Annotated in this window: 25 protein-coding genes; 9 read left to right on the top strand and 16 right to left on the bottom strand. The window is 67.4% G+C overall.

What is annotated here, in order from left to right; translation table 11 throughout:
* Positions 1-43: 43 nt before the first annotated feature.
* The 3 genes from SPMU_RS08275 to SPMU_RS08285 all read left to right on the top strand — a co-directional run bounded on the left by SPMU_RS08275 (position 44) and on the right by SPMU_RS08285 (position 2,881).
* Positions 44-1,213, top strand: coding sequence for an acyltransferase family protein (locus SPMU_RS08275; RefSeq protein ID WP_088333408.1), 1,170 nt, complete (start codon positions 44-46; stop codon positions 1,211-1,213).
* 15 nt (positions 1,214-1,228) lie between these two features.
* The gene (locus tag SPMU_RS08280; protein WP_088333409.1) at positions 1,229-2,212 is read left to right on the top strand and encodes an isoaspartyl peptidase/L-asparaginase family protein; all 984 of its coding nucleotides are present in this window, start codon (positions 1,229-1,231) and stop codon (positions 2,210-2,212) included.
* 162 nt (positions 2,213-2,374) lie between these two features.
* Positions 2,375-2,881 (top strand): DoxX family protein, encoded by a 507-nt coding sequence (locus SPMU_RS08285; RefSeq protein WP_088333410.1) that lies wholly within the window; start codon positions 2,375-2,377, stop codon positions 2,879-2,881.
* Positions 2,882-2,974: 93 nt separating this feature from the next.
* Here SPMU_RS08285 and SPMU_RS08290 read toward each other — a convergent pair whose 3' ends face one another.
* The 16 genes from SPMU_RS08290 to SPMU_RS08365 form a co-directional block, all read right to left on the bottom strand.
* Positions 2,975-4,351 (bottom strand): HlyD family type I secretion periplasmic adaptor subunit, encoded by a 1,377-nt coding sequence (locus SPMU_RS08290; RefSeq protein ID WP_088333411.1) that lies wholly within the window; start codon positions 4,349-4,351, stop codon positions 2,975-2,977.
* 3 nt (positions 4,352-4,354) lie between these two features.
* Positions 4,355-6,082 (bottom strand): type I secretion system permease/ATPase, encoded by a 1,728-nt coding sequence (locus SPMU_RS08295; RefSeq protein WP_088333412.1) that lies wholly within the window; start codon positions 6,080-6,082, stop codon positions 4,355-4,357.
* The gene (locus tag SPMU_RS08300) at positions 6,079-7,428 is read right to left on the bottom strand and encodes a TolC family protein (protein WP_169715660.1); all 1,350 of its coding nucleotides are present in this window, start codon (positions 7,426-7,428) and stop codon (positions 6,079-6,081) included. The genes SPMU_RS08295 and SPMU_RS08300 overlap by 4 nt, the downstream gene beginning before the upstream one ends.
* 234 nt (positions 7,429-7,662) lie before the next feature.
* Positions 7,663-8,568 carry a flagellar motor protein MotB gene (locus SPMU_RS08305; RefSeq protein ID WP_088333414.1) on the bottom strand — a complete coding sequence of 302 codons (906 nt, stop codon included), beginning with the start codon at positions 8,566-8,568 and terminating at the stop codon, positions 7,663-7,665.
* Positions 8,569-9,432 carry a flagellar motor stator protein MotA gene (motA, locus tag SPMU_RS08310; RefSeq protein WP_088333415.1) on the bottom strand — a complete coding sequence of 288 codons (864 nt, stop codon included), beginning with the start codon at positions 9,430-9,432 and terminating at the stop codon, positions 8,569-8,571.
* 100 nt (positions 9,433-9,532) lie between these two features.
* Positions 9,533-10,426 (bottom strand): flagellin N-terminal helical domain-containing protein, encoded by an 894-nt coding sequence (locus SPMU_RS08315; protein ID WP_088333416.1) that lies wholly within the window; start codon positions 10,424-10,426, stop codon positions 9,533-9,535.
* Positions 10,426-11,760: a flagellar hook-associated protein FlgK gene (flgK, locus tag SPMU_RS08320; RefSeq protein ID WP_088333417.1), complete on the bottom strand. Its 1,335-nt coding sequence runs from the start codon at positions 11,758-11,760 to the stop codon at positions 10,426-10,428. Before flgK ends, SPMU_RS08315 begins: the two co-directional genes overlap by 1 nt.
* A complete protein-coding gene (locus SPMU_RS08325) occupies positions 11,757-12,155 on the bottom strand; it encodes a rod-binding protein (protein ID WP_088333418.1) in 399 nt (132 codons plus the stop codon). The genes flgK and SPMU_RS08325 overlap by 4 nt, the downstream gene beginning before the upstream one ends.
* On the bottom strand, positions 12,152-13,258 hold the full coding sequence (locus SPMU_RS08330; protein ID WP_088333670.1) for a flagellar basal body P-ring protein FlgI: 1,107 nt from the start codon (positions 13,256-13,258) through the stop codon (positions 12,152-12,154). Before SPMU_RS08330 ends, SPMU_RS08325 begins: the two co-directional genes overlap by 4 nt.
* Before the next feature lie 57 nt (positions 13,259-13,315).
* Positions 13,316-13,987, bottom strand: coding sequence for a flagellar basal body L-ring protein FlgH (locus tag SPMU_RS08335; RefSeq protein WP_245832913.1), 672 nt, complete (start codon positions 13,985-13,987; stop codon positions 13,316-13,318).
* Positions 13,988-14,001: 14 nt separating this feature from the next.
* Complete coding sequence (gene flgG / locus SPMU_RS08340) at positions 14,002-14,790, bottom strand: flagellar basal-body rod protein FlgG (protein ID WP_088333420.1); 789 nt, start codon at positions 14,788-14,790, stop codon at positions 14,002-14,004.
* 31 nt (positions 14,791-14,821) lie between these two features.
* Complete coding sequence (locus SPMU_RS08345) at positions 14,822-15,574, bottom strand: flagellar basal body rod protein FlgF (protein ID WP_088333421.1); 753 nt, start codon at positions 15,572-15,574, stop codon at positions 14,822-14,824.
* Between the two features lie 71 nt (positions 15,575-15,645).
* A complete protein-coding gene (locus SPMU_RS08350) occupies positions 15,646-16,890 on the bottom strand; it encodes a flagellar hook protein FlgE (RefSeq protein WP_088333422.1) in 1,245 nt (414 codons plus the stop codon).
* 42 nt (positions 16,891-16,932) lie between these two features.
* Positions 16,933-17,607: a flagellar hook assembly protein FlgD gene (locus tag SPMU_RS08355; protein ID WP_088333423.1), complete on the bottom strand. Its 675-nt coding sequence runs from the start codon at positions 17,605-17,607 to the stop codon at positions 16,933-16,935.
* Positions 17,608-17,610: 3 nt separating this feature from the next.
* Positions 17,611-18,021, bottom strand: a complete 411-nt coding sequence (flgC, locus tag SPMU_RS08360; protein ID WP_088333424.1) for a flagellar basal body rod protein FlgC — start codon at positions 18,019-18,021, stop codon at positions 17,611-17,613.
* Between the two features lie 3 nt (positions 18,022-18,024).
* Positions 18,025-18,363 carry a flagellar basal body rod protein FlgB gene (locus SPMU_RS08365; RefSeq protein ID WP_088333425.1) on the bottom strand — a complete coding sequence of 113 codons (339 nt, stop codon included), beginning with the start codon at positions 18,361-18,363 and terminating at the stop codon, positions 18,025-18,027.
* A gap of 370 nt (positions 18,364-18,733) precedes the next feature.
* Between SPMU_RS08365 and SPMU_RS08370 the strand changes: the two genes are divergently transcribed.
* The 6 genes from SPMU_RS08370 (at position 18,734) to SPMU_RS08395 (ending at position 22,068) form a co-directional block, all read left to right on the top strand.
* Positions 18,734-19,402, top strand: a complete 669-nt coding sequence (locus SPMU_RS08370) for a motility protein A (protein WP_088333426.1) — start codon at positions 18,734-18,736, stop codon at positions 19,400-19,402.
* Positions 19,399-19,920: a flagellar motor protein MotB gene (locus SPMU_RS08375; RefSeq protein ID WP_245832915.1), complete on the top strand. Its 522-nt coding sequence runs from the start codon at positions 19,399-19,401 to the stop codon at positions 19,918-19,920. The genes SPMU_RS08370 and SPMU_RS08375 overlap by 4 nt, the downstream gene beginning before the upstream one ends.
* A complete protein-coding gene (locus SPMU_RS08380) occupies positions 19,917-20,429 on the top strand; it encodes a flagella basal body P-ring formation protein FlgA (RefSeq protein ID WP_342746439.1) in 513 nt (170 codons plus the stop codon). Before SPMU_RS08375 ends, SPMU_RS08380 begins: the two co-directional genes overlap by 4 nt.
* Before the next feature lie 96 nt (positions 20,430-20,525).
* Complete coding sequence (flgM, locus tag SPMU_RS08385; RefSeq protein WP_245832917.1) at positions 20,526-20,777, top strand: flagellar biosynthesis anti-sigma factor FlgM; 252 nt, start codon at positions 20,526-20,528, stop codon at positions 20,775-20,777.
* Entirely contained in the window at positions 20,764-21,075 is a 312-nt protein-coding gene (locus SPMU_RS08390; RefSeq protein ID WP_088333427.1) for a flagellar protein FlgN, read from the top strand. The genes flgM and SPMU_RS08390 overlap by 14 nt, the downstream gene beginning before the upstream one ends.
* Before the next feature lie 123 nt (positions 21,076-21,198).
* The gene (locus tag SPMU_RS08395; protein ID WP_088333428.1) at positions 21,199-22,068 is read left to right on the top strand and encodes a lytic transglycosylase domain-containing protein; all 870 of its coding nucleotides are present in this window, start codon (positions 21,199-21,201) and stop codon (positions 22,066-22,068) included.
* Positions 22,069-22,070 lie beyond the last annotated feature (2 nt).

The following is a 22,070-nucleotide window of genomic DNA, read 5'->3' on the forward strand; positions in this document are numbered from 1 at the left end:
CGCGGCCTGTTCGTCGCTGGCCCGAGCGGCTAGGCTGGGCACGATGCAGCGGCACTACGGCCTCGACTGGCTTCGGATCGGGGCGTTCGCGATCCTGATCCTTTATCACATCGGCATGGTGTTCGTGCCGTGGGGCTTCCATGCGAAGCTCGCGGCCGAACAATGGGTGACGGTGCCGATGATGCTGTCGAACCCGTGGCGATTGTCGCTGCTGTTCCTTGTTTCGGGCTATGCCAGCCGCGCATTGTTCGTCCGGCATACCGGGCCGTGGCCGTTCGTGCGCAACCGTACCGCGCGGCTGCTGATCCCGCTCGTGTTCGGGATGGCGGTGATCGTGCCGCCGCAGGCCTGGGTAGAGCTGGTGACGCAGCATGGCTATGCCGGTGGCTTTCTGGCGTTCTGGTCGGGCGATTATTTCGCGTTCCGCCGGGTGGAGGGCATTTTCCTTCCGACATGGAACCACCTGTGGTTCGTCGTCTACCTCTGGGTGTACACCTTGGCCTTCACCGCCGTGCTGGTGATCACGCCGCGCACCGTTGGGGCAGCGGCGCAGCGGCTGTTCGACCGGCTGTTCGGCGGGGTCGGCGCGCTGATCCTGCCGATGGCGTGGCTGATGCTGGTGAGCGGCGTGCTGTTCCCCGGCGCGCGCGAGACGCATGAGATGGTGGGCGACTGGGTCGCGCACGCCTCCTATTTTCCGATGGTGGTGCTGGGCTACGCGATGGCGGGCAGCGAGCGGATGATCGCGACCTTCGCGCGCTGGTGGAAGGTGACGGCGCTCGCCGCGCTGCTGGCGTTCCTCACCGTGGCGACGATCCAGATCGTGTTCGCCGGCTATCGCGTGACGCCGCGGCCGTTCGGCACGATCTTCAGCCTAGCGCGCGGGGTGCAGGGGTGGATGACGATCGCCGCGCTGATCGGCATCGCCGAAACCTTCTGGAACCGCGACCACCGCTGGCGACCGATGCTGACGGAGGCGGTGTTTCCGTTTTACATCATCCACCAGACGATCATCGTGGTGGTGGCGTACTGGCTGCTGCTCGCGCGGCTGCCGCTCCTGCTCGATTTCGTGATCCTGGTGGCGGCGACGGTGGCGGGCTGTTGGGCCTTTTACCTTGGCGGCCGGCGGGTGCCGTGGCTGCGACCGCTGATCGGCTTGCGGCTCCATCGCCGGCGGGCCGATATTCCTGATTCTCGTCCCGCCATTGTCTGACACAAAAGGACTTTCATGCGCCTCATCCTGCCCGTGCTCGCCGCTCTCGCATCCACGCCAGCCGTGGCACAGGAGGCGCCGCGCTGGTCGCTCGCGATCCATGGCGGCGCCGGGGTGATCGAACGAGACAAGCTCTCGCCGGCGCAGGACAAGGCAATCCGCGCCGCGCTGAACCGGGCGCTGAAGGCGGGGTCGGCGGTGCTGGAGAAGGGCGGCAGCGCCATGGATGCCGTTGAGGCGACGATCCACGTGCTGGAGGATGATCCGCATTTCAACGCGGGGCGCGGCGCCGTTTTCACCTGGGAAGGGCGCAACGAAATGGACGCGGCGGTCATGGACGGCCGCACCCGCAAGGCCGGCGCCGTTGCCGGTGTTACCGCCACGCGCCACCCGATCAGCCTGGCGCGTGCGGTGATGGAGAAGAGCGACCACGTCTTCCTCGCCGGCAGCGGCGCCGATGCCTTTTCGCGCGAACAGAAGCTGGAGCAGGCGGACGCCAGCTGGTTCGCCACACCCGAACGGCGGCAGCAGCTGGAAACGCTGAAGGCCAAGAAGCTGTCGGCGATCGACGTTGATCACAAATATGGCACCGTTGGCGCGGTGGCGCGCGATGCCAACGGCCATGTCGCGGCGGGGACCTCGACCGGAGGGATGACGGGCAAGCGCTGGGGCCGGATCGGCGATGCGCCGGTGATCGGGGCGGGTACCTATGCCGACGACCGCGCCTGCGCCGTCTCCGCGACCGGATCGGGCGAGTATTTCATCCGCGAGGGTGTGGCGCACGAGATCTGCGCGCGCATCCGCTTCAAGGGTGAGACCCCGCAGGCCGCGGCCGATGCGGTGATAGCGGAGGTTGGCGCGATGGGTGGTGACGGCGGCGTGATCGTCAACACGCCATCGGGCGCGATGGCGTGGAGCTACAACACGCCGGGCATGTACCGCGGGCGGGTAAGCGCTGGCAGCGCGCCGGCGGTCGCGATCTACCGCGACGAGCCGTAGGACGGGGGTGGCCGGCGCGGCAGCTATGGCGCGTCGCGAACGGGGCCATCAGGTCAGCGGTGGAATGGCGGCAGGCGCCTGCGCTTGGCGATGTGCTGATACCCGGGCCCCGGTTCCGAGCCGCAGTCGGACGTGCTTGGTAACCGCTGGAAAGTTGACCTGATGCGCGAGCGTGTTCCCCCGTCGAGCGACCACCAGCCGCAGCCTGAGGGCGGTCGAGGCGCTCTCGTCACGAGAGGGTTTCTCGCCGTGCTGTATTTCGGCGCAGGCGCCCTCCACCTCGCAATCCCGGAGCCTTTCCTCCGCATCACTCCGTCTTGGGTACCTGCGGCAGAGCTGATTATCCGGCTAACCGGCGTCGCCGAACTGGCAGGAGCGGTCGGGCTGGTGCAGCCTTGGTCGCCGAGGTTGCGGCGCGCGGCGGGATGGGGGTTCGCCGCCTATGCGCTGTGCGTCTGGCCCGCCAACGTCAATCATCTGATCATGGACATGGCGCGGCCGGATGGGGGCTTGGGCTGGGCCTACCATGGGCCGCGCATGCTGCTGCAGCCGGTGCTGATCTGGGCGGCCTTGTGGTCGGCGGGGTGCTCGGGCGGCGGATCGCGCAGGAGGAGGCGGGCGGGAGCGGTTCTTCCGGGAACTGATGAGCGCGGCGATTTTCCGAGCTGATGCGGCGTCGGCTAGCCAGTGCCGTATTTCCCGGCTGGTCCCGCCTTCAGGCCCGCAGCCGCGCTGCCCGGGCCTAGCCGGGCAGCGCGGTTTTTATTCGCGGAAGGCGCGTTCCGACAGGCGGGTGATCGGCGTCAGGATGTATTGCATTACCGTGCGCGGATCGCCGAGCAGGTTCACCTCCGCCGTCATGCCGGTGCCGATCGGGAGCATGCGGTTGGTGCGTCGATCGAGCAGGCCCTTGGTGTCGGTGCGCACGAAGACGTTGTAATAGCTCACCTGCGCCCGTTCATCGACGATCGCATCGGGCGAGATCGATTCCACCTTGCCGTCGATCCAGCCGTAGATCGAGCTGTCATAGGCGGTGATGTTGATCCGCGCATGCTGGCCGGTGCGGACGCGGGCGATGTCCTCCGGCCGGATGCGCGCTTCAACCAGCAGCGTGTCGCGCGAGGGGGAGATTTCCGCGATCGGCGCGCCGGGGCCGACTGCCGCGCCCACGGTGGTGACCAGCACCCGGTTGATCCGGCCGGCGAGCGGCGCGCGCACGGTGGTACGTTCCACGCGGGCTGCCAATGCCGGGATCGTCGAGGAGCGAGCGGCGAGATCGGCCTGCGCCCGCGCGAGCTCATCGGCGGCGCGCGCGCGCCAATCCTGCCGCGCCTGCGCCAGGCTGGCATTGGCCTCTGCCACGCCCGCCTGAGCCCTGGCCAGCGATGCCGCGGCCTGCGCCGCCTCACTGGCGGCCACGCTGGCGGCACTATCGGCCTGGGTCAGCGCCAGGCGCGGTTCGATGCCTTTTTCGACCAGTGGCTTGATCGTGGCGAGCTCCACCGCCCGCGCCTCGCGCGCGCTCTGGCGTGCGCTCAGCCCCGATTGCGCTTCCGCCACGGCGCGGGTCGCCTGCACACCGCGCGCGCCATATGCGCCGGTGATCGCGGCCAGTTCCTGCATCCGCGCGGCGTGGAGCGCCCGCTCGATCTCGATCTGCTCTGCCACCGCCGGGTTGGTGGCAGCGGGATAGACCGGCTCGCGGCCGAGCACTTCGGCCTTGAGGCGCGCGATCTTGACCTGGAGCGCGGCGGCCTGCGCCTCGCCCGAGCCGAGTTCGCCGCCCGTGGCGGTGGGATCGAGCCGGACCAGTGGCTGGCCTGCGCGCACCACCTGGCCGATCCGCACCAGGATCTCCTGCACGATGCCGCCTTCGAGGTTGGAGACGGTCTGCAGCTGCGAACTGGCGATCACGCGGCCGGAGCCGCGCACGGTGCGGTCCAGCGTCGCCCAGGATGCCCAGATCACGAAGATGACGAAAAAGCCGAGGATCACCCACAGCAGCAGGTTGGACGCCTGCCGCGGCTTGATCCGCCGCGCGAGATCCTCAAGCCGGGTGGGTTCGCCGGACGTCTGCTCTGCCGGGGCGAGCGGCCCGCCGAGCTGGGCAGGGGGCGTGGTCGAAGGGGTCTGGGACATGGATCAGGCCACCTTTGGCCGGGTGAGTTGCTGCAAGACCTTGTCGCGCGGGCCGTCCATGGCGATCCGGCCGCGCTCCATCACGATGATGCGCTGCACGAGTTGCAGCAAAGGCGGGCGATGCGTGACAAGGATCATGGTGCGGCCCTGAACCTCGTTCTGGAGCCGCTCAATCAGCCCCTGCTCGGTCTGCGTGTCCATGCTGGCGGATGGCTCGTCGAAAACAAGCATCTGCGGCTTGCCGGCCAGCGCGCGGGCGATCGCGATCGACTGGCGCTGGCCACCGGACAGGCCCTCGCCGCGATCCGCGAGCTTCAGGTCATAGCCGTTGGCGATCTGGCCCATGAACTGGTGCGTGCCTGACAAGGCCGACGCGCGCAGCATTTCCGCGTCGTCGATACCGGGGCGGCCAAGCATGATGTTCTCACGCACGCTGCCGGTCATCAGCACGCTATCCTGCATCGCAACGCCCATCTGCGCGCGGACCGTGGCGGGATCGATCTGGCGCAGATCGGTGCCATCGACCATCACCAGCCCGTCCTCGGGCGGATACAGCCCCAGGATCAGGCGCGTGATGGTGGATTTGCCCGAGCCCACGCGGCCGAGCAGCGCCACGCGCTCGCCGGGCTCGACCGTGAACGACACGCCCTGCAGCGCCGGCTCGGCCGCGCCGGGATAGCGGAAGGTGACGTTGCGGAATTCGATTTTGCCGGCGAGCGCGGCGATGCGCAGCGGCTCGCCCGCCGGGCCTTCGCTGGGCTGCTCCATCATGGCGTTGATCTGGCGATACGCGGTGCGCGTCGCGGAGAGGCGGGCGAGCAATTGCGTGATCTGCGCCAGCGGCGCGATGGCGCGGCCGGCAAGCAGCGAGCAGGCGATGAGGCCGCCGGACGTCAGCTCACGCGCGGCGATCAGGTTCACGCCGACGATCACGACCGCCGCATAGCTGACGGTGCTTGCCGAGCCGGCGACGGTGATCGCGATGCTGGAGATGAGCCGCTGCCGCAGCGAGGATTCCGATTGCTGCTGGACCGCGCCGAGCCAACGCTTGGTCAGCATCGGGCCGGCGCCGGACGCCTTTACGGTTTCCATGCCGCCAATCGTTTCCACCAGCACGGATTGCTTGGACAGCCCCTCGCGCATCGTGCGCGCGGTGAGCCGCTCCAGCGCGGGATTGCTGGCCCAGGCGGTCAGCAGCACGACCGGGATGATGACCAGCAGAACGATCACTACCTTGCCGCCGATCGCCCAGATCACCGCCACCGTCAGGATCAGGAACGGGAAATCGACCAGCGCGGTCATGGTGGCGGAGGCGAAGAAATCACGCAGCGCTTCCAGCTCGCGCATCAGCCCCGCCAGCGCACCGGTGGAGCCCTTCTTGTGGTCGAGCCGGATCGCCAGCAGCTTGCGGAACACCCGCTCGCCGACCTGATAATCGATGTCCGCGCCGGCAATGTCGACGAAATAGGACCGCAGCATCTTCAGCACGAAATCGAAGATGATGACGACGGCAAAGCCGATCGACAGCGCGACCAGGCTCGACATCGCGTTGTTGGGGATGACCCGGTCGTAGATCACCATGGAGAACAGCGACGTCACCAGCGCGAAGACGTTGATCAGCACCGCGGCCGCCGCGACCTTGAGATAGGTCTGCTTGTTCTCGATCATCGGTTCGAGCAACCAGGGCGCGAACCGGGGCTTGGGATCGGGGACGAGCGTATGGTCGCTCATGGCTGGCGTCCTTGGGATGGATCGGTGATGCCGAGCGTCGGCAGTAACTGGCCCGTGCGGGACAACAGGACGTAGCGCGCGGCGTCGAGTTCGGTGACGGCCTGGAGATAGCCGACGGCCGTTTCGAAATAGCTATCCTCCGCGCCGATCACGTCGAACAAGGTGCCGGACGCGACCCGGAAGCGCTCGGCAATCGTGTCACGCGAGCGGCGGCTGGCGAGGTAGGTGGATTCAAGCGCGCGGCGCTGCTCCTCCAGCACCTGCACGTCGGACCAGGCGATCTCGGCATCGCGGGCGGCTTCGGTGGAGACGCGGTTCGCCCGTGCCTCTGCGGAGCGGGCGCGGGCCTGCGCCTGCTGATCGCGCTCCTCGATGCCGCCCCACAGGCGCTGGCGCAACGTGAGGCGGGCGCGCACGTCATAGTCACGCGGTGTCTCGTAAATGCCATAGCGCCCGGCATCGATACCGGCGGCGAGGGTAGGCAGCCGATCGGCATGGGCGGCGCGGGCATCGTTGCGCGCGGCTTCGGCGACCGACCGGGCGGAGCGTACCGTCGGCACGTCCACCGCGCGCGCCACGGCCAGATCCTTGCTGACATTGGCCTGGCCGATGAAGGGCGCGCGGGCGAGACCGACCGGCGGCGGCGCACCCGTCAATGATTGGAAACGGGCCGAGGCTTGCGCCTCCAGCCGGCGGAACCGGGCCAGCCGTGCGTCCGCAGAGGCGATATAGCTGTCCACCCGCGCGATGTCGGCCTCAGCGGATGCGCCGCGGCGGATGCGTTCCTGCACCATCGCGCGCAATTCGCGCTGGCTGGCGGCGAACGCGGTGGAGAGCGTCACCAGCGCGCGATAGGTGAACACATCGTACCATGAGGCGAGCGTCGTCAGCGCAATCCGATCCTGCGCGCCGAGAATGTCGGTCTCAGCCGCGCGCAGCCGCTCCCGCGCGGCCCCGATGCGGGCATTGGCGCTGCCCCCGTCCAGCAGGAGCTGGTCGATCGTCAGCAATTGATCCGTGCGGCGGCCGGGCCGCGCTTCCTCAATGACGTTTTCGATGTTGTTGCCGAAGTTGCGCGAGAGCACCTTGTAGCTGGTGATCGTGACATCAACGGTGGGGCGGCGGACCGATCTGGCCTCGCCCAGCGCCGCATCGGCCTGATCACGATTGGCGCTCGCCTCCGCAGCTTCCGGCGCGCGGGCGAGCGTTGCGTCCACGATCTGCTGCAGCGTTTCGACCGGTGCCGTTCGGCGGGTGAGTGCCAGCAGGGGATCGTCTTCTGCGCGGATCGCCATCGGATCGCCGCTATGCGTCGGCAGCAGCGGGCCGGCTTGCCCGCCTGACATTTGCTGGTCGCTCGTTTGCGGTCCGGTAGTTTGCTGGCCGGTAGTTTGCTGTCCGGTCGCCGGACATGCCAGCGCAGCCGCAGCGAGAACCGCGATGGCGGTCTTCGCCTGTCCTGCCCTGAAAACCATTGGTGAAATCACAGATCCCCCCCGGGACAAGACTTCACCTCTATCCGTTACCAACCGTGCCGCCAAGTATGACGCTGTCGGAATAAAGCATTCAATTTGGATGCATTACTGTCCGAATGCGCCTTCGCGGTACAGAAGCGTGATCGCGACGCGGCGATTGCGCGGGTCCATCGGGTTCTCGACGATCATCGGCTCGCGATCCGCCACGCCTTCGATACGGTGAAAGCGCTGTTCGGGAATGCCGCCTTGCGCCAGGCGGCGGCGCGTCGCCTCGGCGCGCGCGGTGCCCAGCATCCAGTTGTTCATCGCCCGGGGATCGCCAAAGGGCAGGCTGTCGGTGTGGCCGCGAATCATGATCGGGTTCTGCGTCGGGCGAATGCCTTCGGCGACCATGCCGATCAGGGCGGAGGCGTCCTTTTCGAGCGACGTCGTGCCGAGCGCGAACATCGAGTAATTCGCGTCATCCACCAAATCGATCCGCATGCCGTTCGGCGTCATGGTGAAGCGGATGTGCTTGGCGAGCGCTGCCAGCGACTTGCGCTCCTTCAGCTGTTGTTCGACCTTTTGCTTCAGCTTGGCGAAGTTCTTGCGGTCCTCCGCCGCGATCGCCTCCGGGCTCCGCAGCGAGCCCTTCTTGCCGGAGCCCATCTGTGGGCCGCCGGATCCTTCCGCCTTGGAGACGATCGTCGGCATGCGCGAATTGCCATCGTGCGGCCCGCTCTTCTCGCTGGACGTGACGGACTGGCCGCCCAAGAGGCCACTGCCGCCGATGCCGAGCGACTTGGTATTGAGGATGGTCGGCGCGAAATAGTCGGCCACGCCCTTGCGCTGTTTTTCCGTGGTGGCGCCGAGCAGCCACATCAGCAGGAAGAACGCCATCATTGCCGTCACGAAATCGGCATAGGCGACCTTCCACGCGCCGCCGTGGTGGCCGCCGTGCCCTTCGATATAGACCTTCTTGACGATGATCTTCGGAGGCTGGTTGCTGCCGTGGGGCGCGCGCGTGGCCACTTATTTGCCCCTGAGCCCGTCGAATACCTCGGCAAAGCCGGGCTGATTGGAATGCGCGATCCCCGAGCGCGCGGCCTCGATCACCAGCGGCTGCGGATGGCCATGCAGCGAGGCAATGATGATCTGCTTGACGACATGGTAGATCGCCGCATCCCCATCGATCACTTGCTTCAGGCGCGAGGCGAGCGGGCTGACGATGCCGTAAGCGAGCAGCACGCCGAGGAACGTGCCGACCAGCGCGGAGCCGATCATCCCGCCGAGCACTGCCGGCGGCTGATCGATCGAGCCCATGGTCTTCACGACGCCCAGCACGGCCGCGACGATGCCGAGCGCAGGGAGCGCGTCCGCCAGCGAGGAAAGGGTGGTGTGCGGCCCCTCCACCTCGTGATGGTGGGTCTTGATGGCATTATCCATGACGTCCTCGACCGCGTGCACGTCCAGCGTGCCCGAGGAAACGACAACAAGCCGCAGCGTGTCGGCGATGAGGTTCACGAGCGTGTGGTCAGCGACCAGCTTTGGATATTCGGCGAAGACGGGGGAGGATTTGGGATCCTCGACGTGCGGTTCGAGCGCGATCGGCCCTTCCATCCGCAGCATCTTCATCAGCTTCGACACCAGGAAGATGACGTCGAGATAATCCTGCTTCTTGTATTTGGGGCCTTTAAACACCTTGGCGAGGCCGCCGCCCATCGCCTTCAGCTCCTTGCCCGAATTGCCGATGATCAGCGCGCCCGCGGCGGCGCCGCCGATGATCAGCATCTCGTGCGGCAGCGCATGCAGCACCGGGCCAAGCGCGCCGCCGGTGATGGCAAAGCCGCCGAAGACCATGGCAATGAGAACAACAAGGCCAATGGCGGCGAGCATGCTTATCCCCGGGAAATGCGTCGTGTGCGATCTAACAAACGACCGGACGGACTAGATTTTTAGGGCCAATCGCGGCTGGATTGCCGGCCGCGGGCGAAGATCACCTGAGATAGCTGAACAGGGACAGGCTGGAGAGCTTGGAGAAGCTGGCTTGCGTTGCTTGCAGGATCGTCATGGTCTTCTGCAGCTGGACGATGGTTTCGGTGGGATCGGCGTCCTCGATGGCGGCGCGCATCACCTCGCGGTCGTTCGCCGCCGTCTTGAGCTGCGCGGCGTGGAGATCGACCCGCGCCTCGCGCGCGCCAAGCGAGGCCTGGGTCGCCGTGACCTGATCGGCGACGGTCGCGAGGGTATCGGCGGCGTCGCTTGGCAGCGTTTCGCCGGCCCGCAGCGCCGCCACGATGGCGGCGATGGCGCTGCCAAGGTCAGCCCCGTCCTTGGTCGCCAGGAAATCCCGGGCGTTGACGGTCGCTTCCACGCTTTGCCCGTCGCCGATCGGCATCGCTGCCGCCTTGCCCTCGGCGAAGCGGAGCGCGCTGCCTGAGCCCTTGGTGACAGCAGCATCGGCATCCTTGCCGCCGAACAGCGGCATCCCGCGCGCGTCCTTGCCGTTCGCCAGCGCGACGACCGACTCAAGAATGCCCTGCAGCTCGGTGGCGATCGCCGCCTTAGCCGTATCGGAATTCGTGCCGTTCTTGCCCTGGAGCACCAGTTCGGACGCGCGTTGCAGCCGCTCGTTCATTTGCGAAAGGCTGCTGCCAGCCTGTTGCAGCGTCGCCTGCGCCAGCTTGACGTTGGCCGCGTCCTGCACCCCATCGGCATTGGCGCGGCCGATCACTTGCAGCCGCTGATACCCGACGCTGTCGTCGGACGGCGCCAGCAGCTTCTTGCCGGTGGATACCTGCTCGTTCAGCCGGTCGAACTGCGCCTGCAGCTTCTGCATCGACGCGGTGGAGCGGCTGTAGAACAGGCCTGTGGAGATGTTGTTGCTCATCAGCGGATGTCCAGCAGGGTCTGGAAGGTGTCACGCGCGATCGAGATGACCCGGCTCGACGCCTGATACGCCTGCTGGAAGCGCAAGAGATCCACCGCCTCCCGGTCCAGATCGACGCCGGAGAGGGTGTCGCGTGCTGCGATTGCCGCGTCATGGATGGCTGCCTGCGCCTCACCCACGACACCGCGCGCCTGGATGGCGGCGGCATTGCCCGAGACCATGGCGCTCACCGTGGTCTCGAACCCGGCGCGCCCGCGCAGGCCTTCCAGCGCGAGGAGGTTGCCGTTTCCGCGTGTTCCCTCGCCTGCCGAAGCCGCCGCGATGCCGCGGGGATCGGTCATCGCCACCTTGATGTCGGTCGGCGTGCTGCCAGCCGCGAAGAGCGGCGCGCCGGCTGTGCCATCGAGCGTCTGTCCGCCGGTCTGTACGGCGTTGACGCCGGTGACGAAGTCCTTTGCCAGTTCGTTCAGTTCCGATCGGGCCGCCGCGATCCGCTGCGCGCCATCGACGATCCCGCCGATCGCGCCGCCGCCCGGCACCAGCATCGACACGTCGGACCCGTTCTTCACGGCGATGGCGACCGCGCCCTCGGCGTTGCGCGCATAGCTGACCGTCGCGACTTGATTGCCGCTGACGAGCATGGTGCCTGTGCCGGCACCGGCGCGCACGGTGGCGCGGCCGGCGGCATCATAACTGGCGCTGACGTCCACCAGCGCGCTCATCCGTTCGAGAATGGCGTCGCGCTGGTCGGCGAGGTTCGCCGCGCCGGCGGTGTTCGGGCCGACACGGCCGAGGCCATCGTTCACCTTAGCGAGCGCGGCCGACAGGCTGTTGAGATCGGCGACGGCCTGGTCGGCGGTCGCGTCCAGTTCCGCTGTCGCCTGCGCCAGCGCGGCGCCCGTTGCGCTGAACGACGCGGCGAGCGCGTTGGCCTGCTCGATCATCGCGGCGCGGGGTGCCGTGGCGGTCGGATCGGCGGCAACGCCCTTGGCAGCGTTGAAGAAGGCGGTGAGCCGGTTGCCGAGCCCGGCGCCGGTCAGCGCCGATTGGACGCGGCCGAGCCAGACGCCGCCCGCCTCGGTGCGCGCGAGATCGGCGCCGGCGGTGCGCACCGCCGCGGCCTTGAATTGATCGGCGGCACGCGTGACGCCGGTGACGAACACGCCGTGGCCGGTCACCCCCGTCTTGCCACTGATGCTGACAATTTCGCTCGTCGTGATCGAGCGCCGCGAAAAGCCCGCCACCCCGGCGTTCGCGATGTTCTCCGACACCACGCCAAGCGCGGTCTGATTCGCGCGGATGCCCGACGCGCCGATGGAAAGAAGGTCGCTCACGCCGGTCCGATGCCTGTGCCGGGGTTAAGGCCCGATTGCGATATTTGGTCGTCTCCGCCCGCACTGGCGGTCGCCGGCTGATTTTCCGCCGGCGTGGCGGAAAGGCCACGCGACAGGAATTCGGTCATCGCCTTGCCGATGCCGAGCGGCGTGTGCTGCGCCATTTGCTGGACCAGCTTCTGATCCTGCATGTCGCGGAAGGTGTCGATCGCCTGGCTGTCGAACAGCGGCTCGGCGAGCTTCGCTGCCCGCATCGACTTCAGCATCATGGAGGTGAAGACCGCCTCGAACTGCTGCCCCGCCTTCGCGAGATTTTCGCTCGTGGCTTGGCGCTTCAGGCCCGAATCGATCCCGGTGGTGCCCGAGATCTGGCCGATCTGGCTCGGGCCGGTCACAGGACGATCAACTCGGCCTTGAGCGCGCCGGCTTCCTTCAGCGCCTCCAGGATCGCGACCAGGTCCGCCGGGGAAGCGCCGATGGCGTTCACCGCCTTTACGATGTCGGCGAGCTTCGGACCGGGGGCGAGGAGGAACATCGGGCGCTGCTCCTCGTCCACGGCGACGCCGGATTTGCGCTCCATCGCGGTCTGGCCCTGGCTGAACGGCGCGGGCTGGCTGATGCGCTGGTTCTCGTCGATGCGTACCGTCAGCTTGCCATGCGTCACGGCGGCCGGGCCGACGCGGACGGCGGAGTTGATGACCACGGTTCCTGAGCGTGCGTTGACGATGACCTTTGCCGGCGGCTCGGCCGAGACGACGTCGAGGTTCTCGATCGTCGACATCAAGGTGGCGCGCACATCGGCGCCCATCGGCGCGCGCACGGCGACCGACACCGCATCCACTGCTTGCGCCACGCCAAAGCCCAGCTTCTGGTTGATCGCCGCCGCGACATTCTGCGCGGTGGTGAAGTCCGCGCGCTGGAGATTGAAGGTGAGGTTGGGTGCGTCGGCGAAGCCGGTCGCAACCGCGCGCTCCACCGTGGCGCCTTCGGGAATGCGGCCGGTGGAGGGCGTGTTGACCACGATCTGCGACCCGTCCTTGCCCTCTGCGCCAAGCCCGCCGACCGCGAGATTGCCCTGCGCCATGGCATAGATCTGGCCATCCGCGCCTAGTAGCGGCGCCATGATCAGGCTGCCGCCACGCAAGGACTTCGCCTTGCCCATCGAGGAGACGGTGATGTCGATCCGCTGGCCGGGCTTGGCAAAGGCGGGCAGCTCGGCAGTGATCATCACCACCGCGGCGTTCTTCAGCCCCTGGTTGGCGTTGGGCGGCAGCTGGAGGCCGAAGCGCGAGGCGACCGCCTTCATCGACTGCACGGTATATTCGAGATTGTCGTCGCCGGTGCCGGGCAGGCCGACCACCACGCCATAGCCGGTGAGCTGGTTCGACCGGATGCCCTGAAAGCCGCCGAGATCCTTGATCCGGTCAGCCGTGGCGGGCGCCGCGACGCACAGCGCCGCGATCAGCAGCGCAGGAAGGGCGAGGAAGGTGCGGAACATGGTCATGATGCTCGGGTGTGAGGGCGACATGGTTAATGCGGCGCTAAATGGCGGCGGTCAGAACGGGCTCACCACCTGGAAGAAGCGGCTCAGCCAGCCTTGCCGCCCGGCGCGCGCGACGTCGCCCTTGCCGGTATAGGCGATCTGCGCATCGGCGACGCGGGTGGAAGCAACGCGGTTGTCGCGGTCGACATCGGCGGTGCGCACCAGGCCTTTAATCTGGATGAACTCGTCGCCGCGGTTGAGCGTGACGCGCTTCTGCCCCTGCACCAGCATCGTCCCGTTGGGATAGACCTGCGCCACGGTGACCGAGATCTCGCCCGACAGCGAGTTGGCTTGGCCTGCGGTGCCGGTGCCCGCGAAATTGCGGTTGCCGCTGACGCTGGCGTCGGCCGGGTTGAACAGGTTGAGCGGACCGGTGCTCGGCGGGGTGATGCCGAAGCCGCCGCCCGAATCGAGCTTGGAGGTCGATGACTTGGACGCTGCCGTCCGCTCCACCAGCACGATCGTCAGCGGATCGCCGACGCGGCGCGCGCGCCAGCCTTCGTGCAGCGCGGCATAGCCGTCCGCCGCCTGGAAGATCGCGCCGGTCGCTGGCGCAGGCGCGGGCGCGACGGGCAGGGGATGCACCGCGGTGAAATCCTCTGCCGGTGCCTTTTTGCCGAACAGCCCGGCCTGCGCCGGGGCGGCAACCAGAAGCGCCACGGCGCCAAGAGCGAGAGCACGCATCGTCCGATCCCGCATCAGATGTTCTGATTGACGTATTTGAGCATCTCGTCGGTGGCCGAGATCATCTTGGAATTGACCTCATAGGCGCGCTGCGTCTCGATCATGTCGACCAGCTCCTCGACGACGTTGACGTTCGACGCCTCCAGCATCCCCTGACGGATCTTGCCGCGTCCGTCCTCGCCCGGGACGCCCATGTTGGCAGTGCCCGATGCGGCGGTTTCGACGAGGTAATTGTCACCGATCGCCTGGAGCCCGGCGGTGTTGGGAAAGCTCGCGACCTGGATCTGCCCGAGGTTCGATGCTTCCGCCTGGCCGGGGATCGAGGCGGAGACGGTGCCGTCCATGCCGATCGTGATGGCGGTGGCATTTTCGGGCACGTTGATGCCCGGCATCACCTGATACCCTTCGGATGTGATCAGCAGGCCTTCAGGCGAGCGCGAGAAATTGCCCGCACGGGTATAGCCGAGCTGCCCGCCCGGCAGCTGCACCTGGAAATAGCCGTCACCGTCCAGCGCCATGTCGAGGCTGTTGCCCGTGGTGTTGAGCGACCCCTGCGTATCGATCCGCGCATTGGCCTGCACGCGCACGCCGGTGCCGAGGTTCAGGCCGGTCGCGTATTTGGTTTCCTGCGTGGACTGCGCGCCCGGCGCGGTGATCACCTGATAGCTCAGCGTCTCGAACGACGCGCGATCGCGCTTGTACCCGGTGGTGTTCACGTTCGCGAGGTTGTTCGAGATAACCCGCATGCGCGTATCCTGGGCGTCGAGCCCGGTGCGCGCGATGTGCATGGCGGCGGTGGTCATGTCTCTGTTTCCCTATTCAGTCGCGCGCGGATCAGGCGGGCATCCGCATCACGGATGCGGCGCCCTCGTCCATGGTCTTGGCTTCCTTCAGCAGGTTCGCCTGGACCTCGTAGCTGCGCTGGTTCTCGATCATGTCGACCAAGACCTGCGTCATGTTGACGTTGCTTTGTTCAAGCGTGCCCGACGCGACCTTTGCGTCCATATTCTCCGGCAGCACGCCGCCGCCGCGCACGTGCATCAGATTGTCGAGGCCCTTCACCGTCGCCGAGCCCTTGTCCGAGACGAGCTTCAGCCGGTCGACAACGGTGGCATCGGTCGGCGCGCCGCCCTGCGGCACGATCGAGATCGAACCGTCCGACCCGATCGAGAGCGAAGTATATGGCGGGATCGTGATCGGGCCCCCTGATCCCATCACGAGATAGCCGTCCCCCGTCTGCAACGTGCCCGATGCAGTCACGGTCAAGTCGCCGCGGCGGGTATAGGCCTCGGTCCCGTCCGGCGCCTGCACCGTCAGCCAGGTGTCGGCGTCGGTCAGCGCCACATCGAGGTTGCGGCCCGTCTGCACCAGCGCGCCGAGGCTGCGATCGGCGTCCGTCACTTCCTGTGCGGCCGGGGCGCGCGCCTCGAAACGCGCGCCGCCGCCCTTCAGCTCGATGCGATCGAACACCACGCGATCGGCGCGAAAGCCGGTCGTGGAGGCGTTCGCCATGTTGTTGGCGATCGCCGCCTGCGCCGCCATGTGCGCCTTGAGGCCCGTCGCCGCCGTGTAGACCAGCTTGTCCATGGTTCGATCGATCCAAAGGTGTTCCGTTCACGCCAAGGCGCAACCGGAACACAGCAAGAGTCAGGCCAGATTTATGCGCGGATGTTGAAGATCGTCTGCGAGATCTGGCTGGAGGTATCGAGCGCCTTGGCGTTCGCCTGGAAATTACGCTGCGCCGCGATCAGCTCGACCAGCTCTTCGGTGATGTCGACGTTCGATCCCTCGATCGTGCCGGACATCAGCTTGCCGAAGCCGTTCTCGTTCGCCGCGCCCATCGTGGCGACGCCCGACAGGCCCGTCGCGCTCCAATATTGCCCGCCGTTCTGGCGCAGGCCGGTCGGGTTGACGAAGTTCGCCAGCGCCACCTTGCCCAGCTTCACCGCGTCGCCGTTCGAATAGCTGGCGGTGATGACGCCCGAGCTGTCGACGGTGATGCCGGAGAATTCGCCCAGTGCGGTGCCATCCTGCGAGCGGGAGGAAATGGCGAATGGCTGCTTGGCGGCGGTCGAGCCGGTCAGGTCGAAGCTGATCGGCGCCCGCGTCGCGTCGCCCGCCTCGGGGTAGGCGAGCGAGATCGTGCCGCTACCGAGCAGGTTGCCGTCCGAATCAAACGCGATGTCCGTGCCGCCCTCGTTCATTGGCGTGTCGCCGACGAAGCTGTGGACGGTCCACTCGCTGGCAGTGCCGGTTGCGTCGGTTGGCGCCTTGCGAACGAAGTAGTTCGTCAGCGTCTGCGGGTTGCCGGCGGCATCATAGATCGTGGTGCTGGTCGCACTGGCATAGCTTGCCGGGTTGGCTCGGCTGAACTCGGCTTCGGACGCGCCGGCGTTGATGTTGAGATTTGCCTTCAGCGCGACCTTGCCCGTCGCCGTTGCCGTGCCGGTGGTCATCGGCACGCGCACATCGATGAGCGTGCCGTTGTTCGGCACCGTGCCGTCAGTTTCCACGGCATAGGCCTGCAGCCGGCTGCCCTGCGCGTCGGTGATGAATCGGTTCGGATCGACGCCGAAGCTGCCGTTGCGGGTGTAAGCGATCGTCGAACCGCCGGCGGCGGTGGTCTTCACCGGGAAGAAGCCGTCGCCAGCCACCGCCAGATCAAGCGACGAGCCGGTGGTGACCAGGCTGCCCGCGCCGAACATCTGCTTGTTCTGCGTCAGCGCCGCGCCCGATCCGGTCAGCCGGCGCGGATCGCTGGTGAAGTTCGACGCCATGATATCGGTGAATTCGCTGCGGCTCTTCTTGAAGCCGTTGGTCGAGACGTTGGCGATGTTGTGCGAGATGGTCGACATGTCGGTCTGCGCTGCCTGGAGACCGGAAAGCGAAGTGTAGAAGGACATGGGGAAAACTCCTGAAAAGCGGGAAGACGGGGGAAGGGGAGGTCAGCCGATCTGGCGAACGGCGGAGACGGGAACCTCGCCGATCCCCGGCAAGGTCAGGACGGCAGCGCCGGTGGTGGTCGAAACGGAGGTGACGGGCGCCCAGACGAGGCCATTCGTGCCAACCGAGCGGCTGCCGTCATTGGCGCTGACGTTGACGGTGAAGGGGCCAGCGCCTGCTTCCATGCCGCCAGCGGTCTTGCCGTCCCAATCGTAGCTGACCGTGCCGGCCTTCTGCGCCCCGAGGTCCGCGGAATGGAGCAACTGGCCGTTCGCATCGGAGATCGCGACGGTTACGTTGCTCGCGTCGGCGCCCAGCTCGATCGCGCCGGCAATCCCGCCCGAGGCGCGGCCATAAGCGACATTGCCCGGCGTCAGCACGGTGCGCCCGACATAGCTGATCGCATCCTGCGTGCTCGTCGCGCCCAGCTTGTCGGCGATCGCCTTCAGCGTGGAGCCCATCTCGGTGATGCCGGCCAGCGAGGAGAACTGCGCCATTTGCGCAACCATCTGCGTGTTGTCGACCGGATCGAACGGATCCTGGTTCTTCATCTGCGCCGTCATCAGCTTCAGAAAATCAGCTTGCCCCATGGTGGGGGATTTGGCCGCGTTCTTCGCCGCGGTGTTGGCGGTGGAGAGGCCAAGGTTGCCGATCGTCGCGTCAAAGGAGGTCGCCATTGATCAGCGCCCCAGCTTCAGCGTGTCGACGATCAGCGACTTGGCGGTGTTCATCACCTCCACGTTGTTCTGATACGACCGCGCGGTTTCCATCATGTCGACCAGCTCGCGCGTTTCGTCGACGGCGGACTGGTAAACATAGCCCTCGGCATCGGCCATCGGGTTGTTCGGATCGCGGATCTTGATCGGCTCTTCGCCCGCGGTGACGACGCGCTCGACGTTCACCGTCGCCATGCCGCTCGCCTGGTCGAACTGGGTGCGGAACACCGGCTTCATGCTGCGATAGGCGGTTTCGGACGAGCTGGTGACCGCACCGGCATTGGCGAGGTTCGACGCGGTGGTGTTCATCCGCACGAGCTGCGCGGACATCGCGCGACCGGCGACCTGGAAGATGGAAAGGGGCTGGTTCGCCATGGGTTATTCTCCCTTCAGCGCGCGCGTGAGTTGATTGATGCGCCCGTTCAGGAACGACAACGTCGTCTGATATTGGACGGCGTTTTCGGCGAAGGCGGTCTGCTCCTTGCTGAGCTCCACCGTGTTGCCGTCCATCGAGGGCGAGTCCGGCGTGCGGTACAGCATCGCCGCATCGATCCCGCCCTGCCGCTCCACGGACGCGAGCGCCTGCGTGAAGTCGATGTCCTTCGCCTTGAAATTCGGCGTGGAGGCATTGGCGATGTTCGAGGCGAGCAGGTTCATCCGCTGCGCCCGCACCTCGAGCGCCGCGCCGTGAACCCCGAAAAGACTGTTGCTGGCCATGGGCCGGAATTCTCCTGCACGTGCTGTGCGCGAAGGACGTCGCAAAGGGTGTGCCAAACCGCGGCACCGCCGGGCGTTGCCGGTCGCGGCAGGGCAGGGCGGCAAGCTTTTGCCGGGCGGCCGGCAAGCGTTGCCGGGCGTGAGGACGGCCCCCTTTGTCTACCGGTCGGGTACGTCATGCTGGCCTTGCGCCGGCGTCCACGGTGCCGCAGATCCTTGGCTGGCGGGTTCGCGGACCGGTGGATGGCGGGACAAGCCCGGCATCACCCAGGAGTAGGCGTTATCGGCGGAAACGCGGCTGGCTGCGACGCGGTGGGCGCCGCGCTGCGCCAACCATCCAAACTGGCCCACCGCTTGCACATGCCCGCGCATGAACCTCGGCAATTTCCTCGATCCGGTCGCGCTCGCTCTTGTCGGTGGCGGCACGGTCGCGTCCGCGGTGTTGCGCACGCCGGCCGGCGATCTTGCCCGCGCGGTTGTGGCAATGCGCACCCTGGCGCGCCGGCGATTTTCCGCCGAGCCGCTGCTGGAGCAGATCGACGCGCTGGGGCGTATTGCGCGCCGGCATGGCCCCATGGCGCTCGACAAGTCGGTCATCGCCGATCCTGATGTCGCGGCAGCCATCGCCGACATCGTCGACGGCCGCGGCCCGGACGCGGTGCGCCTGCGCCTGCGGCACCTGCGCCACGCGCGGATCGAGCGGCATTGCGCCGCGGCCGATACATGGAGCGGCATGGCAGAGGCGGCACCGGCAATGGGGATGATCGGCACGCTGATCGGCCTCGTCGGCATGTTCGTTCAGATGACCGACCCGCAGGCAATTGGCGGCGCGATGGCGGTGGCGTTGCTGGCCACCCTTTATGGTGCGCTGCTCGCCAATCTGGTCGCTACGCCGGTCGCGAACCGCTTGCGGGCGGCCGCGCGCGTGGAAGCATTTGAGCGCCAGCGGCTGGAAGAGCCGCTTGTTGCGCTGGCCGCGCGCGAGCAGCCGCGGGGCGCCGCCATCCGTGCGGTGCACAGCGCAAGCGATGCCGCGTGACGGGCTCGAGCGAGTTTCCCGATACGCCGGCGGGGCGGCCACTGTGGCTCGTGACGCTGGCGGACCTTGCGCTGCTGCTGGTCGGCTTCTTTGTGCTGATGCAGGCCAATCAGTCGCTGGATCGCACGGCATTGGCGGACGGTATTCGTGCCGGCTTCGGTGCCCCGGCTGCGGTCGCTGCGTCCGACCCGTTGCCGGTCGCTTCCGCCGGTGTCTTCGATTTCGCGCGTGGCTCCGCGGCGCTTCCCGCTTCTGCCGGAAGCCTTCGCGCCTGGGCCCGGGAAGCGGTGAGCGATCCGCGCGTGTCCGTGCGGGTCACGGCGTCGGTCGATGGCACGGCCGGCGATGTTGATCGGGATACCGGCAGCGCCGCGGTTCTTGCCGCGGATCGTGCGCGTGCCGTTGCCGTCGCTCTGGCGCCCGACGTGCCGGGCCACCGCCTCCTCCTCGAGACTGCGGACCGGCCGTCCCGCCGCCAAGTGGTCGTCACGACAGCATTTACCGGAGAGAAGAAGTGATTGCGTTCGCTCTGGCGCTTGCCGCCGCTGCCCCACATCAGGATACCGCCGCGCTCGACAGGGTGGTCGCGGGTTTCACCGGCCGATCGATCGGCGAAGATGGCGGTGCGCGCGCTGCGATCGATCCGCGTCTGCGGCTGAAGCAATGTCCCACTGTTGCCCTGTCATGGCGCACGGACGCGCATGATGCGGTTGTCGTGTCCTGCGCCGGCCCCGAATGGCGCCTGTTCGTGCCCATCCGCATGGCCGCGCAATCCGCCGCGGTGGTCCGTGCGCCCGCTACCGCCGCCACCTCCGCGCCGGCGCCGTCCGAGAAGATCATCAAGCGCGGTGATCCGCTGGTGATCGAGGCCGGCTCAAACGGCTTCTCGATCACGCGCGAAGGGGTCGCCATGGCGGATGCCGCCGAAGGCCAGCGCCTGATGGTGCGCGTGGATGGCGGCAAGATGCCGGTGCAGGCGGTGGCGCTCGCCCCGGGCCGCGCAACGCTGCCGGGATGGGTGGAGTGAAAAAAGTCCTAAAGCCCTGCGCACCGCGGCCGTTTAAGCCGGTGGGATCGAGGCGTAGCAGGTGTGATCATGGTCGACTCAATCGGGCCCAGGCCCTTGGATCGGAAAGTTGGCGGGGTGACGCGCGTCGGGACGGTTTCGGCCCCGCCGACGGTGACGAAGCAGCCGCAGGCCGTTCAGGCGCCGACCGTCGCGGCACGGCTTTCCGCCTCCGCCCCCGTGGACATCGCACGGGTGGAGAAGATCAAGCAGGCGATCGCCAAGGGCGACTATCCGCTTTCCCCCACCACAATCGCCGACGCGCTGGTCGCGGCGCGCTACGAATGGATGTCGCATGACGAGGCGTGAGGCCCTGATCCGCGTGATCGACACGCTTCACCAGGAAATCTCGGCGCTGAAGGCCAATGACGTTGCCGGCCTCGAGAAAGCGACCTCGGCGAAGCTCGTCGCGATCGATACGCTGCGCGGTCTGGGGGACGGCCCGGCGGGACCGGAGCTGCGCGAACTGGCCGACGAGGCGAACCGGCTGAACGACACCTGCCGCATCTACGTCAATCTGATGGCGGCAAATGTTCGCCGCCGCCTGCAACTTTTGACCGGCGAGGGCGGCAATGCCTATCGCCCGGGTGCCGTCGCCTACGCCTGAGGGGCCGTCCGCTGCCCGGGCTCCGGCCCGGTGCCGCAATTCACCTCCACGGCTTCGACCCCCTGATCTGGCACGCCCCTTGCTGATCGCTCCCTGAAGAACAGGGAAGTGCGTACAGCAACGATGACCGTCAACGCCGTCACTACCACCGCCGGCCGGGTGCAGTCCGCGATCCAGCGCGCTGCCGCCCGAACCGGGATCGACTTCGATTACCTGATGGGCCAGGCCAAGGTCGAAAGCGGGTTCAACGCGTCTGCACGCGCGCGCACCTCGTCCGCCAGCGGCCTCTATCAGTTCATCGAGCAGAGCTGGCTGGCGGTGATGAAGGATCACGGCGCGAAGCACGGCATGGGCTGGGCCGCCGACGGCATCCAGCGCAATTCCGCCGGGCGGCTCACCGTCAGCGATCCCGGCCTGCGCCGTGCGATCCTGGACCTGCGCAACAATCCCGACGCCGCCTCGCTGATGGCGGCCGAGCACGCCTCCGACAACAAGGACGCGCTCGAAGCGAGTCTGGGCCGGGAAGCGACCGGCACCGATCTTTACATGGCGCATTTCCTGGGGCTGGGCGGCGCCAAGCAATTCCTGAAGGCAATGCAGGCCGCGCCGGATCGCGCGGCGGCCAGCATGTTCCCCGCCGCCGCAGGTGCCAATCGCAACGTCTTCTTCAACCGCGACGGCTCGGCCCGTTCGCTGTCGGACGTGTACGAACGCTTCGGCGCGAAGCTGGGGGACGGGGCAGGGCCTGCCGGCAGCACCGGCAATGCCGGCAACGATTTGCCGCGCCTGCAATTCGCCGCGCAGATGCTTGACATGGAAGGCGCAACGGTGATCACCGGCGCTAACCAGTCTGCGTCGGACGCGATGACCTGGGCAACGGCCGCCATGGGCCGAAACAATCCCGCGGCACGCGTGCAGACGGCCAATCTGCTCCGCCCGTCGCCGGATAACGCCCGGCTTGCGTACATGATGCTCGCGAGCATGGGGGGCTGAGC

The sequence above is a fragment of the Sphingomonas mucosissima genome (genome assembly GCF_002197665.1).
In the GTDB taxonomy this organism is placed as follows: domain Bacteria; phylum Pseudomonadota; class Alphaproteobacteria; order Sphingomonadales; family Sphingomonadaceae; genus Sphingomonas; species Sphingomonas mucosissima.

Bases quoted from the DNA above. Each gene is read 5' to 3' on its own strand.
- SPMU_RS08300 (WP_169715660.1), bottom strand. From the start codon at position 7,428: ATGTCAGGCGGGCAAGCCGGCCCGCTGCTGCCGACGCATAGCGGCGAT.
- SPMU_RS08290 (WP_088333411.1), bottom strand. From the start codon at position 4,351: ATGTCCCAGACCCCTTCGACCACGCCCCCTGCCCAGCTCGGCGGGCCG.
- motA (WP_088333415.1), bottom strand. From the start codon at position 9,432: ATGCTCGCCGCCATTGGCCTTGTTGTTCTCATTGCCATGGTCTTCGGC.
- SPMU_RS08395 (WP_088333428.1), top strand. From the start codon at position 21,199: ATGACCGTCAACGCCGTCACTACCACCGCCGGCCGGGTGCAGTCCGCG.
- SPMU_RS08275 (WP_088333408.1), top strand. From the start codon at position 44: ATGCAGCGGCACTACGGCCTCGACTGGCTTCGGATCGGGGCGTTCGCG.
- SPMU_RS08315 (WP_088333416.1), bottom strand. From the start codon at position 10,426: ATGAGCAACAACATCTCCACAGGCCTGTTCTACAGCCGCTCCACCGCG.
- SPMU_RS08295 (WP_088333412.1), bottom strand. From the start codon at position 6,082: ATGAGCGACCATACGCTCGTCCCCGATCCCAAGCCCCGGTTCGCGCCC.
- flgC (WP_088333424.1), bottom strand. From the start codon at position 18,021: ATGGCGAACCAGCCCCTTTCCATCTTCCAGGTCGCCGGTCGCGCGATG.
- SPMU_RS08390 (WP_088333427.1), top strand. From the start codon at position 20,764: ATGACGAGGCGTGAGGCCCTGATCCGCGTGATCGACACGCTTCACCAG.
- SPMU_RS08350 (WP_088333422.1), bottom strand. From the start codon at position 16,890: ATGTCCTTCTACACTTCGCTTTCCGGTCTCCAGGCAGCGCAGACCGAC.
- SPMU_RS08355 (WP_088333423.1), bottom strand. From the start codon at position 17,607: ATGGCGACCTCCTTTGACGCGACGATCGGCAACCTTGGCCTCTCCACC.
- SPMU_RS08345 (WP_088333421.1), bottom strand. From the start codon at position 15,574: ATGGACAAGCTGGTCTACACGGCGGCGACGGGCCTCAAGGCGCACATG.
- SPMU_RS08365 (WP_088333425.1), bottom strand. From the start codon at position 18,363: ATGGCCAGCAACAGTCTTTTCGGGGTTCACGGCGCGGCGCTCGAGGTG.
- SPMU_RS08370 (WP_088333426.1), top strand. From the start codon at position 18,734: ATGAACCTCGGCAATTTCCTCGATCCGGTCGCGCTCGCTCTTGTCGGT.
- SPMU_RS08335 (WP_245832913.1), bottom strand. From the start codon at position 13,987: ATGCGTGCTCTCGCTCTTGGCGCCGTGGCGCTTCTGGTTGCCGCCCCG.
- SPMU_RS08330 (WP_088333670.1), bottom strand. From the start codon at position 13,258: ATGTTCCGCACCTTCCTCGCCCTTCCTGCGCTGCTGATCGCGGCGCTG.
- flgG (WP_088333420.1), bottom strand. From the start codon at position 14,790: ATGACCACCGCCGCCATGCACATCGCGCGCACCGGGCTCGACGCCCAG.
- SPMU_RS08280 (WP_088333409.1), top strand. From the start codon at position 1,229: ATGCGCCTCATCCTGCCCGTGCTCGCCGCTCTCGCATCCACGCCAGCC.
- SPMU_RS08285 (WP_088333410.1), top strand. From the start codon at position 2,375: ATGCGCGAGCGTGTTCCCCCGTCGAGCGACCACCAGCCGCAGCCTGAG.